10 protein-coding genes are annotated in these 14,942 nt (G+C 50.6%); 5 read left to right on the forward strand and 5 right to left on the reverse strand.

Features of this window, described 5'->3' with window-relative positions; genetic code table 11:
- Window positions 1-100 precede the first annotated feature (100 nt).
- Window positions 101-421 carry a hypothetical protein gene (locus tag GN208_RS05870; protein WP_015422702.1) on the reverse strand — a complete coding sequence of 107 codons (321 nt, stop codon included), beginning with the start codon at window positions 419-421 and terminating at the stop codon, window positions 101-103.
- A gap of 564 nt (window positions 422-985) precedes the next feature.
- Window positions 986-1,990, reverse strand: coding sequence for a 2-hydroxyacid dehydrogenase (locus GN208_RS05875; RefSeq protein WP_004237532.1), 1,005 nt, complete (start codon window positions 1,988-1,990; stop codon window positions 986-988).
- Window positions 1,991-2,145: 155 nt separating this feature from the next.
- Here GN208_RS05875 and GN208_RS05880 point away from each other — a divergent pair, with 155 nt between their 5' ends.
- From GN208_RS05880 to GN208_RS05890, 3 genes are read left to right on the forward strand one after another with little or no spacing between them, the layout of a single operon-like run.
- On the forward strand, window positions 2,146-4,755 hold the full coding sequence (locus tag GN208_RS05880; RefSeq protein WP_004237533.1) for a YdbH family protein: 2,610 nt from the start codon (window positions 2,146-2,148) through the stop codon (window positions 4,753-4,755).
- A 17-nt stretch (window positions 4,756-4,772) separates the two neighbouring features.
- Window positions 4,773-4,964, forward strand: coding sequence for a YnbE family lipoprotein (locus tag GN208_RS05885; protein ID WP_004237534.1), 192 nt, complete (start codon window positions 4,773-4,775; stop codon window positions 4,962-4,964).
- Window positions 4,965-4,972: 8 nt separating this feature from the next.
- Window positions 4,973-5,311: a YdbL family protein gene (locus GN208_RS05890; RefSeq protein ID WP_004237535.1), complete on the forward strand. Its 339-nt coding sequence runs from the start codon at window positions 4,973-4,975 to the stop codon at window positions 5,309-5,311.
- 93 nt (window positions 5,312-5,404) lie between these two features.
- On the opposite strand, the gene GN208_RS05895 is transcribed toward GN208_RS05890, so the two are convergent.
- The gene (locus GN208_RS05895; protein ID WP_004237536.1) at window positions 5,405-6,010 is read right to left on the reverse strand and encodes an FMN-dependent NADH-azoreductase; all 606 of its coding nucleotides are present in this window, start codon (window positions 6,008-6,010) and stop codon (window positions 5,405-5,407) included.
- A gap of 252 nt (window positions 6,011-6,262) precedes the next feature.
- On the opposite strand from GN208_RS05895, the gene hrpA reads away from it, so the two are divergent.
- Complete coding sequence (gene hrpA / locus GN208_RS05900) at window positions 6,263-10,156, forward strand: ATP-dependent RNA helicase HrpA (RefSeq protein WP_048884227.1); 3,894 nt, start codon at window positions 6,263-6,265, stop codon at window positions 10,154-10,156.
- Window positions 10,157-10,407: 251 nt separating this feature from the next.
- Here hrpA and GN208_RS05905 read toward each other — a convergent pair whose 3' ends face one another.
- Together GN208_RS05905 and ydgH are read right to left on the reverse strand one after the other, a co-directional pair.
- Entirely contained in the window at window positions 10,408-11,799 is a 1,392-nt protein-coding gene (locus GN208_RS05905; RefSeq protein ID WP_004237538.1) for an amino acid permease, read from the reverse strand.
- 264 nt (window positions 11,800-12,063) lie between these two features.
- Window positions 12,064-13,020: a DUF1471 family protein YdgH gene (gene ydgH / locus GN208_RS05910; protein ID WP_004237539.1), complete on the reverse strand. Its 957-nt coding sequence runs from the start codon at window positions 13,018-13,020 to the stop codon at window positions 12,064-12,066.
- 392 nt (window positions 13,021-13,412) lie between these two features.
- On the opposite strand from ydgH, the gene pntA reads away from it, so the two are divergent.
- A complete protein-coding gene (gene pntA, locus GN208_RS05915; RefSeq protein ID WP_004237540.1) occupies window positions 13,413-14,942 on the forward strand; it encodes a Re/Si-specific NAD(P)(+) transhydrogenase subunit alpha in 1,530 nt (509 codons plus the stop codon).

A 14,942-nucleotide genomic window follows, 5' to 3' on the forward strand; every position in this document is an offset into this window, starting at 1 on the left:
GATATATTGCTTATTATTTTTTATAATACGGGATGAATGTTATTTTTAATAAATCCGTTATTTGACTTCTATATTTGCTGTGTAGTATATCTTTGCCGAATCAGCGATAGCTTATGGTGACAATATGTTTTTCTGAATCAGATAAAACCGGAGTGATATTTACTTCACCAATGTTATCCGGTATTAATGTACCGTTAGGTTTATTATCCGCCTGAATACTGCTGTTATATTTGGCGGTTTCACCGGAACGGTAACATTCGGCATTGACGTTATTGCCGGATACCTGATAGGTGCAGGGGGCTTCTGTCAGTGACCCGTAGAAATTGATGACGCCGCCTTGCTGACCCTGCAATGATGCGCTGTGTGTAACAAAAGATAATGCAATACCTGCAACTAAAACTAAACGGTTTAACATAGACATATTTTTACTCTCTGTATTCGATATTAACTGAAAGTGTCCCGTTTTAATATTATGAGAAAAGTATCAGTTAATAACATCACAAATGATAGTTAACGGTTAATGATAATATATGATCGCTACGTCTTACTTTATAGTTTGAATGTTACATCAGTATTATTAAACAGACCCATAACAAATAGCCTGTCGCAACAAAAACAAGGGCTGTTATTTCTGTTCTTTTTATTTAGGATTTGTTTATTAAGTGTAGTTTATAATGCGGACATTAAAACAAAAACACTTTACTCAGTATCTATATCCTGTCCGCCCCGTTACGGGGCTTTTTTTATCCGAAATACATTCCTGTTTAAATTTGATCAATATAAACGGGAATGTCAGTTGCTGTGATTATTGAGGAAAACTCATCAAAAAACGGAGCGAATATTAGCATCAAAAATCGGGATGGGCAAAATTAAGAATAAACTGAATGACATCACCTAAGTTTATGTTTATTGGTTTTTTTATGACCAGAATCCCGGGAAACAAAATAAAATCCCCGGGATTAAATTGTAATGTTCCGTGTAATAGCTACCAATTCTGTAACACAATGTTACAAGATGTTTCGCCATTATAGAGCTTAGTGATGTTTTCCAGCGTGGTTTCGCTGATACTCAACAGAGCTTCTTCTGTCAGAAACGCCTGATGGCCGGTAAACAGGACGTTATGGCAGGAAGAGAGACGGCGGAACACATCATCCTGAATCACATCATTCGATTTATCTTCAAAGAATAAATCACGTTCATTTTCATACACATCCATACCCAGCGCGCCAATTTTCTGCTGTTTGAGGGCATTAATGGCGGCAGCGGAATCAATTAATGCACCGCGGCTGGTATTGATAATCATCACGCCGTCTTTCATTTTGGCAAATGCGGTTTCATTCAGCAGATGATGATTTTCCGGCGTCAGCGGGCAGTGAAGTGAAATCACATCAGATTGCGCAAACAGCGTGTTCAGATCGACATATTCTGCACCCAGATCCAGTGCTGTCTGGTTAGGATAAGGATCAGACACCAGCAGGCGCATCCCGAATCCCTTTAATATCCGCAGTACGGCCAGGCCGATTTTGCCTGTTCCGACAATCCCGGCTGTGCGGTTATGCATATTAAAGCCGGTCAGACCCTCGAGAGAAAAGTTAGCATCGCGGGTGCGCTGGTAAGCACGGTGAATACGGCGGTTCAGGCTCAGCATCATGCCGACGGCATGCTCAGCCACAGCTTCCGGGGAATAGGCCGGAACACGGACAACCTGTATACCCAGCTCTTCAGCAGCGGCTAAATCCACATTGTTAAAACCTGCGCAACGCAGTGCGAGGATTCTGATATTGAGATCTGCCAGTTCCTGCAATACTTCCCGGTTCGCATCATCATTAACAAAAATACAGACAGCATCGGCACCTACGGCGTTTTTTGCGGTTTGTTGTGTCAGCGGGAAATCAAAATATTCGATATCATACTGAAAGCGCGGATCCTGATTAATCAAATCCATATGTTTGCTGTCGTAATGTTTGGTACTGTAACTGACGATTTTCATCGGGGTTCCTCCGCTAAAAAATAAATCGCTACACTAAACCGGATAGCCCTGACAAAATAGGGCTGTCCTGTGTTCAGAAATGATTGAAATCTGCTGACTACAGTATAACGCTTAGTTGATGTATCTGTAACCGGGGAACTGCACCTCTGAGGTCTATGAAAAAATTACTGAAAGTGCTGGTGGTACTGCTTGCTCTGCTGATGATTATCCTCCCGGCGGCCTGGCTGACAATTCCGCGCTGGCTGCCTGCCGTGGTGAAATCCTCTCTGCCGGATGGCGTTACACTGTCACTTTCTCAGCCAAAAATTCGTGCGGGTGGCCTCTATATAGAAGAAGCGGCTCTCCGCAGTAATGAATGTCAGCTGGCGGGCGGGGAAAAGCTGTCACTTCACTATCAGCGCGGCGGCCGCTGGATTATTGATGCCGGTTCACTGACCGGTGATGCGGGTTGCTTTCAGAAATTACCTTCCGGCCCTGAAGAAACAGACACTACACCGGTTGATATCGGTGCGCTGTTATCGCAGTTGCCGCCGGTGACGCTGACCGCTGATAACGTTATCCCCGCGCCCTGGCAGATGTACCGGGGAAAACTGAGCCTGACAACCGCACCCGGCCGGGGACAGCAATTGAGTTATCAGGGTGAGAACATTCAGGCGGAGCTGGCGGTTGATCCGGCGCTGAACCTGACTCTGTCACAACTGGATGCCACTGTTGGTGATGAAAAATTTGCGCTCAGCGGCGCACTGACACTGCCGCTGAATACAGCGGAGCTGCCGGATAAAGGCAGATTACAGGCTGAAATCACAACCACATACCGGCCACAGCCGCTGATGGCTGCCTTTGACTGGCAGGGGCGGCAGGGTGTTCTGACGCTGAGTGAAACTGATCCGCAGACCGTGCTGCTGAATATTCCCTGGGAAGCCACGGCGGAAAGTATTCTGATTAAAAACGGGGAATGGCGCTGGGATGAGTGGGAACAGCCCCTGCGGGGAACTATCAGCGCAGAACTGAAAAACTGGCTCTCCTCACCGGCGGATATGCTTTTGGGGGCGCGGCTCTCCGTGACCACGCAGGGTGTGCGCGGTAAAGGCACGGTGGTATTGCAGTTACCGGAAACACCGCTTCCGCTGACTGAGTTTGATATTCCTTTTGAGCTGGCCGGGCAGGTTAATCACAATGATATGTGGGCAGCAGGACGGGTACCGGCGGTACTGACCGGCACATTTTCCGATCCGGTGATCCGGTTACGCTCCGGGGCACTGGTGCGGGCACGCGGGCAGCTCAGTCCGGATTTTCTGGTGGAAGAACTGCGTCTGCCGCTGGCGGGAACCTCGTTGTCACAGCAGGGAATTTCCGGGCCGCTGGATGCTATTGTGACGGTGAATAATCCGGAGCTGGGGCGTTACCGTTTTCAGATGAAAGGCCAGGCGCGGGAATTCCTGCCGGATAATGGCCGCTGGTACTGGCAAATCTGGGGAAAAGGCCGGATGAAACCGCTGAATGCGGACTGGACATTCTCCGGTGCCGGTTCCTGGCTGGATGAGGAAATCCGTATCCGTAAACTGAACACCGGATTCAACGGTATCCGCTACGGTATGATGTCGATGGATGCCCCGGCGCTGACACTGTTATCCCCGCTGATCTGGACGCGGGTTGACGGGCAGGAGAAACTGTCCGGGAAAGTGCAGCTGACCACCCGGAAAATCCGGCTGGATAACAGCTATCTGCCGTCCGCGACCTTTGATATGACGCTGGATGGCCGTGACCCCCGCGATTTTTCTGTTAAAGGCACACTGTCAGCCGGAAAAAATATCGGGCCGATACATTACTGGAGCCGCTGGGACGGTGTCCGTCTGCGTGGTGAGGCCCGCTGGCCGGAGCAGGATATGCGGGCATTTCAGACGCTGATCCCGGCCGACCTGGGGATCACACTGCGTAACGGCGTTTTCTATGCCCAGGCGGCGTATTCCGCTGCACCGGGTCAGGGATTTGTCGCCGGTGGTCACTGGGTGGTCAAACAGGCGGGCATGTGGCTGAAAGACGGCGAAGTGAGCGGTGTGGATTTTGTGCTGCCGTGGCGGCTCGCGGACAGCCGCTGGCAGCTCGGCAGTAAAACGCCTGTGATGCTGCGGATTGCGCGCGTTGAGAATCTGTTTGAAGTGACGGATATTAAAGCCGATTTGCAGGGCTATTACCCGTACGATGAGACGTATCCGCTGGAACTGTCCGGCGTCAGTCTGGATATTCTGGGCGGACAGGTCACCATGCCGTCACTGACCATTCCGCAGAAAACCGCAGCGGTGATAAAACTGGATAAACTGAATACCGGTCCGCTGATCAATACGCTGAAAGTGACACAGTTTGCCCTTGAAGGCAGTATCAGCGGGGAATTACCGTTTTATATTGATAATCCGCAGTGGATTGTGCATAACGGTTGGGTGGAAAACGACGAACCGCTGACCCTCAATCTGGATAATCAGTTTGTTGAATCGGTCAGTGAAAACAATATTTCAGCGGGTACGGCGATTAACTGGCTGGATTATCTGGTGATGAAACGGGTGCGGACGGATGTTAATCTGACCAACCTGGGTGTCCTGACGATGTCATCAGTGGTTTCCGGCTATAATCCGGTACTGGATGCACGGCGGGCGGTAAATCTGAATTACCGGCATGAGGAAAATGTGTTTCAGTTATGGCGCAGTCTGCGTTTCGGCAGCAATCTGGAAGCCTGGCTGGAAAAGAGTATTTCACAGAATCAGGAGTAACATCCGACGGAGTCAGAATGAAAAAATGGATAGCAGGTGCGGTATTACCGCTGATGATTATCGCGCTTAACGGTTGTCTGCGGGTGGAAGTGGCCACACCGGATAAACCCATTGATATCAATATGAATGTCAAAATTGAACATGAAATTAATGTCAAAATTGACCGCCAGGTTGAAGATTTGCTGAAAAATAACTCAGCGATATTTTGAGGTGAATAATGCGTAAATTCATTAACAGCGGGCTGGCCGCGCTGACATTACTGATCAGCAGCTCTGCGTTTGCACTGACCCTGGATGAGGCCAAACAGCAGGGACTGGTGGGCGAAACCTTCAGCGGTTATATCGCGGCCGTGGATAAAGCATCGTCACGGCAGGATGTCAGCGGTCTGGTGAAAGAGATTAATACAGCCCGGACGCAAAAATACAGCGAACTGGCACAAACCAACCGGATGAAAGCGGATGAAGTGGCTAAAATCGCCGGACAGAAACTGGTGACCCGCGCGCCGCAGGGCGAATATGTGCTCGGTATCAACGGTAAATGGCTGAAGAAAGAGTAACGGATTAACGGATGCAAAAAAAAGCGCCGGATGACCCGGCGCGGAACAAGGATGATTAATGATGATACTGCTTGTTTTTGTGTTGTTATCCGGTTATGCGGAAAGCGCTTCAACGCACTGACGGGCATTCTGCTGTGCTTTTTCAGCAAAATCCTCACCCATCGAGACACCTTCGGCATAAATAAACTCAATATCGCTGATCCCGATAAAACCCAGGAACTGTGTCATAAACGGCACAATCAGGTCAGACGTCTGATCGCGGTGGAAACCGCCGCGTGCAGTCAGAACAATCGCACGTTTGCCCGTCACCAGCCCTTCGGCACCTTTTTCGGTATAGCGGAAGGTCTTGCCGGCAGCTGCAATGAAATCCAGATAGGTTTTCAGCTGTGTCGGTATGGTGAAGTTATACATTGGTGCGGTGAATACGATAACGTCGTGTGCAAAAAGCTCATCAATCAGTTCAGTCTGTAATGCATTTGCGGACTCCTGACGCTGTGTTAAGGTGCCGCCTGCGGAACCATGCATACCGGAAACAATTTCGTTATCCAGAACCGGTACCGGGTCAGCACTCAGGTCGCGGACAGTGATCGCATCATCTGCATGATTTTTCCGCCATTGTCCGATAAAATAATCCGCCATTTTGTTGGTGTGTGAGTAGTCCGCAAGAATACTGGATTTCAGAACGAGAACTTTTTGCATAGTAAACCTTGTTATTGTGATTCAGCTTATTTATTACGTAATCAGTGTATGAAAGCCGCTGTATAAAGAACAGCAGATAAATTCGGCGCATAACATCAAAAAATCTGACAATGGCCGGATACGGCAAGTTTAATAAAGACACGCGGTGTGCGTTACTCCGAAAACGGGATAACAATGACAGAGGGGAGACCCGCCGCACAAAAAGCCAAACCGTACAGACGGCACGATATTACCTATCAGAAGGACAGCAAGGTGAATTCCCTTCTTAATGAATTAAAACAGTTAATCCCCCATCTATCGCTGCGGGAGCAGCATCAGTTCCGCAAACGGCTGGCGGGGGTGGCGAAGATCCGCAACCCCGAATCTCAGCAGAAGGTGCTGGCAGGGTTACAGGATGAGATGCTGCGCGGTATTACCCGCACAGAGCTGCGCATTGCCAACCGGCCGGAGATTACCTATCCGGATAATCTGCCGGTCTCGCAGAAGCGCGAAGCGATTTATAACGCGATCCGTGATAATCAGGTGGTGATCATCGCGGGTGAAACCGGATCCGGTAAAACCACGCAGATCCCGAAAATCTGTCTGGAACTGGGACGCGGTATCACCGGGTTTATCGGTCATACCCAGCCGCGTCGTCTGGCTGCACGGACCGTAGCTTCCCGTATTGCGGAGGAACTGAAAGTCCCGCTTGGCGGCGCCGTCGGTTATAAAGTCCGCTTCAGTGATCAGGTCAGTGATAATTCGCTGGTTAAGCTGATGACGGACGGGATCCTGCTGGCAGAATTACAGCAGGACAAGCTGCTGCTGCAGTATGACACCATCATCATCGATGAAGCCCACGAACGCAGCCTGAATATTGATTTTATCCTCGGCTATCTGCGTCAGCTTCTGCCGAAACGTCCGGATCTGAAAGTGATCATCACCTCCGCGACCATTGATCCGGAGCGGTTTTCCCGTCATTTCGGTAATGCACCGATTATTGAAGTCTCCGGGCGTACTTATCCGGTGGAAGTCCGTTATCGTCCGGTGATGGGGGAAGAGAATGATTCGGATCGTGACCTGACTCAGGGCATTCTGGATGCCGTGCATGAACTGGGACGGGAAAGTGCGGGGGATATCCTTATCTTTATGAGCGGGGAGCGGGAGATCCGTGAAACCGCCGATGCCCTGAATAAAGCAGATTTACGCCATACCGAAGTGCTGCCGCTGTTTGCCCGTCTTTCCAACAGTGAACAGAACCGGATTTTTCAGCCGCACACCGGGCGCCGTATCGTACTGGCCACCAACGTGGCGGAAACTTCGCTGACCGTTCCCGGCATCAAATATGTGATTGATACCGGGTTTGCCCGTGTCAGCCGCTACAGTTACCGGACAAAAGTTCAGCGTCTGCCGATAGAACCAATTTCGCAGGCCTCGGCAAACCAGCGCAAAGGGCGTTGCGGCCGTGTTTCTGACGGGATCTGCATCCGACTCTATTCGGAGGATGATTTCCTGTCACGGCCGGAATTTACCGACCCGGAAATTCTGCGTACCAACCTGGCCTCCGTTATTCTGCAGATGACCGCGATCGGGCTGGGGGATATCGCCGCCTTCCCGTTTGTGGAAGCGCCGGATAAACGCAATATCCAGGATGGCGTCAAACTGCTGGAAGAACTGGGTGCTATCGACGGTAAAACCTCCGCCGAAGGGCATTATCATCTGACACAAACCGGCCGTCAGCTGGCGAAACTGCCGATTGACCCGCGCCTGGCGCGGATGGTGCTGGAAGCCCGTAACCACGGCGCGGTGCGGGAAACCATGGTGATCGCCGCCGCACTCTCCATCCAGGATCCCCGTGAGCGTCCGCTGGAGAAACAGCAGGCGTCCGATGAAAAACACCGCCGCTTTGCGGATAAAGAATCTGACTTTATTGCCTTTGTGAATCTGTGGAACTACCTGAAAGAACAGCAGAAAGTGTTATCCAACTCGCAGTTGCGCAAACAGTGTCGTCAGGAGTTTCTTAACTATCTGCGGATCCGCGAATGGCAGGATGTGTATACCCAGCTGCGCCAGGTGGTGAAAGAGCAGGGAATTCCGGTGAACAGCGAACCGGCGGATTATAAAAGTGTCCATCTGTCGCTCCTGAGCGGTCTGCTGTCCCATGTCGGGCAGAAAGACACGGAAAAACAGGAGTTCACCGGGGCGCGTAATGCGCGTTTCTCCGTCTTCCCGGGTTCCGGCTTATTTAAGAAGCCGCCGAAATGGGTAATGGTGGCGGAGCTGGTGGAAACCAGCCGGTTATGGGGGCGGATTGCCGCTAAAATTGAACCGGAATGGATAGAGCCGCTGGCACCGCATCTGGTGAAATATCACTACAGCGAGCCGCACTGGGAGAAATCTCAGGGTGCGGTGATGGCAATGGAAAAAGTGACTCTCTATGGCCTGCCGGTCGTGGCGGGACGTCCGGTGAACTACGGTAATATCGATCCGGCGCTGTGTCGTGAACTCTTTATCCGTCATGCGCTGGTGGAAGGTGACTGGCTGACCCGTCATGCGTTCTTCCGGGAAAACCAGAAACTGCGTAATGAAGTGGAAGAGCTGGAACACAAATCCCGGCGCCGCGATATCCTTGTGGATGATGAAACTCTGTTCAGTTTCTACGATACCCGTCTGCCGCCGGATATTATCTCGTCACGCCACTTTGATAACTGGTGGAAACGGGAACGGCTACAGAAACCGGATTTTCTCAATTATGAGAAAAACATGCTGATCCGCTCTGATGCTAATCAGGTAACTGCACAGGATTATCCGAACTACTGGTATCAGGGGGATCTGAAATTCCGCCTGAGCTATCAGTTTGAACCCGGAACCGAAGCGGACGGTGTGACCGTACATATTCCGCTGCCGGTACTGAATCAGGTCAGTCCGGAAGGGTTTGACTGGCAAATCCCCGGGCTGCGTGAAGAGCTGGTTATTGCGCTGATTAAATCGCTGCCGAAACCGGTACGCCGCAATTTTGTGCCTGCACCAAACTATGCGGGCGCATTTATGGAGCGGGTACCTGAGCCGCAGGGCGCACTGCTGGATGCGCTGGAGCGGGAACTGCGCCGTATGACCGGTGTCACGGTTGATCGCGAATCCTGGCAGTTGGATCAAATTCCGTCACATCTGAAAATCACCTTCCGTATCACGGGGGATAAACAGAAAAAACTGGCGGAAGGTTACGATCTGGAAGCTTTAAAACTGAGCCTGAAAGAGCAGGTGCAGCAGACATTGTCTGATGTGGTCGATGACGGTATCGAACAAAGCGGTGCGCATATCTGGCGTTTCGGCGATATTCCCGGCTGTTATGAGCAAAAACGCGGTGGTTATGCGGTGAAAGCTTACCCGGCGCTGGTGGATGAAAAGCAGAGTGTCGGGATTAAGGTCTTTGAAACGGAATTTGAGCAGCAGCTGGCGATGCAGGCGGGAACGCGGCGCTTACTGCTGCTGAATATTCCGTCGCCGATCAAATATCTGCATGAAAAATTACCGAACAAAGCCAAACTGGGGCTGTATTTTAACCCGTACGGTAAAGTGCTGGATCTGATTGATGACTGTATCGCCTGTGGCGTTGACAAGCTGATCGCACAATACGGCGGCGTGGTCTGGCAGGAAGATAAATTCGCGCAGTTACAGGGGTTTGTCCGGGCTGAGCTGAACGAAACCGTTGTCGGTATCGCGAAGCTGGTGGAGCAGATCCTGACCACCACATTTGCCATCAGTAAACGCCTGAAAGGGCGGATTGATATGCAGATGGCGTTTGCGCTCTCTGACATCAAAGCACAAATGAGCGGACTGGTCTTCCCGGGCTTTGTAACGGCTCACGGCTGGCAGCGTCTGCCGGATATCCTGCGCTATTTACAGGGGATAGAGCGGCGCATCGAAAAACTGGTATCTGACGTTAACCGCGACAGGGCGAATATGAGTAAAATTGAGCATGTTCAGAACCTGTGGAAGCAGTGGCAGGGTAAGTTATCACCGGTGGAGAAACGCAGACCGGAAGCGGAGGCTGTGCGCTGGATGATAGAAGAGTTGCGTATCAGTCTGTTCGCCCAGCAACTGGGAACGCCGTATCCGGTTTCTGATAAACGGATTATTCAGGCAATGGAACAAATCAGCGGGTAAAGTGCCGTTTTTGCGGAACGCTGTTTATTTATCCAGTGTTGGTGATTGTAGTAACAAACGGGCATATCATCGCCCGTTTTCTTTTATCCTTTTTCTGTTTTTTACTATTTTAGTTACAACATACAATGTGTTTTCATCTCAATCCTCCGCAGGAAGCAACAGTGCTTGTTTATGTTCGGCAGAGAAAATTGGCGGGATGCGGGGGAGGAGACAAAAAAGCCGGTCAGTGACCGGCTCCTGTTTTCAGATTTTCAGCGCACCAGATACCAGAGTGCGGGAACTGCCGCTATCAGCAGGGCTGCAATAATGCTCCACTCGATAAAATGCAGTGTGGTTTTTATCTCACGGTTTTTCAGGGCATAGAGAAATACCAGAATACCCGGTGCATAGAGCACAACTGACAGCATCAGATTAATAATGCCGGATGCATAAATCAGCCATAAGCCATACATTGCCGCAATCATACCCACGCCGAGCAGTGCCGGTTTTTTCATTCTCAGGGCGGTTTTTACCAGGAATGCACCGACCAGGAAATAGGGCACCAGAATCATTTCAGAAGCAATGGTCAGCAGCGTATTGTAATTACTGCCGCTGAGCCAGATCAGCACCAGTGCCAGCTGTACCGCACCGTTAGTCATCCATAAAGAGGAGGATGGGGCATTATTCGCATTCTGTTTTTTAAACGGTGACGGGAAAGAGCCATGCAGTGCGGCGATAAACGGCACTTCGGCAGCCATAATTGTCCAGCTCAGATATGCACCACAGACAGAAATAATCAGACCCGCTGCGATAATAATCTCACCGCTGCCGCCAATCAGGTTCACCATCAGTGTCGCCATTGACGGGTTGCGCATTTCTGCCAGTTCCGGACGGGCAACAACCCCCATTGACAGCAGGGTAACCAGGATATAAATCGTCAGTGCGGAAATCACTGCCATCATTGTGGCCAGGCCGACATCTTTGCGGCGGCGGGCACGGGCAGAAACCACAACAGCACCTTCAATCCCGATAAACACCCACAGGGTGATCAGCATGGTATCTTTCACCTGCTGCCACACAGGTACTCCGAGATCCACACCGGTGAAATCAAGATGGAAGGTATCCCAGCGGAAAGCGATCACAGCCAGTACGATAAACAGGCCGAGCGGCACCAGTTTAGCGAACGTTGCCAGTTTATTGATACCGGCGGCAGTCTGTACGCCGCGCAGCACCAGGCAATGCACAAACCACAGCAGAACAGATTCACCAATCAGCGCCTGCCAGGTATTTCCGTCGCCGAAAACAATATTGTCCGGGGTATCCGTAAAAAAGCTGAACGCCGCAAACACAATCACCAGATAGGAGACGTTGGCGATCACTGCACATAACCAGTATCCCCAGGCGGAGCAGAAACCAATCAGTTCCCCGAAACCGTCTTTGGCATAGGTAAAGATGCCGCCGTCGAGATCCGGACGCAGCCGGGAAAGCAGCAGCAGGGCGAAAGCCAGAAAGAGGATACCGACACCGGTAATTGACCAGCCGATAATAAGTGCAGCCGGACTGGCCACTTCGGCCATATTCTGCGGAAGACTAAACACACCGGCACCAACCATAGAACTGAGCACTAATGCGGTGAGCGCGGTTAAACTGAGTTTCTTATCCAAAAGACCTTCCCGGTAAATCTGATGCGGTAAGCAGGGTATTCATGCAGTCAATCTGACTGAATACGCAAAAATTGGCGCTGATTGTACGGATACACGGCGGGATATGCAATGTTTAATCATGCATTAATTGCATTATATTATGCATATTTACTGTTTATCAGAACGACAGCAGAAGAATGTAGTGAAAGTGTTAATACCCCGGACAAAAGCCATAAAAAAAGCGTATCAGAGATACGCTTTTTCCGGTGAACTGTCAGGCGGTGATTATTTAAATAAATCAGCGCTGATAGTCACGTTACCGCCGCTGGACTGCCACTGACGGGTGATATGATAATATTTCGCCCCTTTGGCTGCCGCACGTTTGGCGACCTGATAAGAGACTTCCGGTGACGTGGTGTAGTAACCGGTAAAGGTTACGCTGTCAAACGGTGCCATAACAGCGGCTGACGCCTTGTTCAGTTCCTGAACCTGGGTGCCGTCCGGCAGAGTCACGGTATAACGGCCGCTGCGGGAGGACTGGGTTTCAAAGAAACGACCGACATTGTTACCGGCGGTGTCAGTAGAGGAGGCCACACCAGGGATTTCGACCTGTTTGGCAGCTTCGCCACCGGCAGCCAGTGCGGCACGACCGGCATCAGAATCCGCAGGGATCAGCGCTTCTTCTGTCTGCAGTACACGTTTTGGTGCATCCGCTTTATAGACATATGCAGTGACCAGCTGGTTACCGCCATCGTTGGTGAAAATATTACGGACGATAAAGAAAGAGGCCGCATCTTTTTTCACTGCTTCTTTGGCGATAGCATCGTTCAGATCAGGGCTGTTGGCAAAAAAGCCGCTGACAGTGACGGTATCAAACGGCTGAAGGCCGATAGCATCTTTCTCAGGTAATTCATTAACGCCACGGAACTGGCGGTAGCCTTTTTCCTCGGCCGGTGGTGCATCGCGGTGGTAAACATCCGCAACAACACGCATATTGCCGTTGTTGTTCAGATCATCGAGGCTCTGGATATAGAAAGCATCGGCACCCATTTTGTCTGCTTTACGCGAAACGGCAGCTGCGGCTTCATAAATAGCATTAAAACGCCCTGTAACTGCAATCCGCTCGAAAGGCTGGTACTGAGCGGCCTGTTCCGGTGTTAATTCCTGTGCCGCCTGAGCGGGGAGCAGACTGGTAAATGAAAAAAACATCGCAGATGCGATGACCGTTGTTTTCAGCTTCATACAAAATCCTTCCGCCTTGCGCAATTAATATTCATAACGTGCTGAACCTGTAAATTTTATATCCTGGCCGCACAATTATGACATGTATTTGTGCTTGTTGTCGCTTTAATTTATCGTGCAATCTAACGACTGTTAATCATACAGCTATTTTTACCATAAATTTATGCAATCATAGTCATTTATCGGCAAAAAAAATTTCAGCCCGGATAAATACCGTTTTAATTTCATTCAGCAAACAAATTAGATGGATCGATATCACATTTTTCAGTAGCTTATTAGGACATATCGGATAAAAGGGTGCTTTTGATCTGAATTTGTGCAGTTGGTTGTTTTTTTACGCACATGTCCGACCAATCATCCGTAAAACACTTGAGCTTATATAAGGGAACATTATGCGTATTGGTGTACCAAAAGAGCGACAGTCCAGTGAAACCCGGGTCGCCGCCACGCCGGCAACAGTAATACAACTGAAAAAACTCGGATTTGATGTGGCTGTTGAAACAGGAGCCGGTCATCTTGCCAGTTTTGATGACAACGCTTACCGCGAAGCCGGTGCTGATATTGTCAGCACACAGGAAGCCTGGCAGTCTGACCTTATTTTTAAAGTGAATGCTCCTCAGGATGATGAAATTCCGCTGATGAAGGCGGGCAGCTCACTGGTCAGCTTTATCTGGCCTGCCCAGAACCCGCAGCTGCTGGAAAAACTGTCAGCACAGGGTGTTAACGTCTTCGCGATGGATTCTGTACCGCGTATCTCACGCGCCCAGTCGCTGGATGCACTGAGTTCGATGGCCAATATCGCCGGTTACCGTGCGATTGTGGAAGCCGCCAACGCCTTCGGCCGTTTCTTCACCGGGCAGATCACTGCTGCCGGTAAAGTACCGCCTGCCAAAGTGCTGGTTATCGGTGCCGGTGTTGCCGGTCTGGCCGCTATCGGTGCGGCAGGCAGCCTCGGGGCCATTGTCCGTGCCTTTGATACCCGTCCTGAGGTAAAAGATCAGGTTAAAAGTATGGGTGCCGAATTCCTCGAACTTGATTTCGAAGAAACTGCGGGCAGCGGTGACGGTTACGCGAAAGTCATGTCGGAAGCTTTTATTAAAGCTGAGATGGCGCTGTTCGCGGATCAGGCGAAAGAAGTGGATATTATTGTCACCACCGCACTGATTCCGGGTAAACCGGCACCGAAACTCATCACCAGAGAAATGGTTGAGTCGATGAAATCAGGCAGCGTGATTGTTGACCTGGCGGCTCAGAACGGCGGTAACTGTGAACTGACCGTTCCGGGGGAAATCCACACCACGGAAAACGGCGTGAAAATCATCGGTTATACCGACCTGGCGGCGCGCCTTGCCACACAGTCATCCCAGCTTTACGGCACCAACCTGGTGAACCTGATGAAGCTGATGTGCAAAGAGAAAGACGGGCAGATCAACATTGATTTTGATGATGTGGTGATCCGCGGTCTGACGGTAGTGAAAGCCGGTGAAATCACCTGGCCTGCGCCGCCGATTCAGGTATCCGCACAACCGCAGGCAAAACCGGCCGCTGTGAAAGCAGAGAAAAAACCGGAAAAACCGATGTCACCGTGGCTGAAATACGGCCTGATGGCACTGGCATTTATCCTGTTCTCCTGGCTGGCCAACGTGGCTCCGCCGGAGTTTTTATCCCACTTTACCGTGTTCGCACTCTCCTGTGTGGTCGGCTATTACGTGGTCTGGAATGTCAGTCATGCGCTGCATACCCCGCTGATGGCGGTGACCAACGCAATTTCGGGGATTATCGTTGTCGGCGCACTGCTGCAAATCGGCAGCGGCGGCTGGGTGACATTCTTCTCCTTCATTGCGGTACTGATTGCCAGTATCAATATTTTCGGCGGATTCACCGTCACACAGCGTATGCTTAAAATGTTTCGTAAGGGGTAA

Source organism: Morganella sp. HSTU-ASny43, assembly GCF_022819185.1.
Lineage (GTDB): Bacteria > Pseudomonadota > Gammaproteobacteria > Enterobacterales > Enterobacteriaceae > Morganella > Morganella morganii.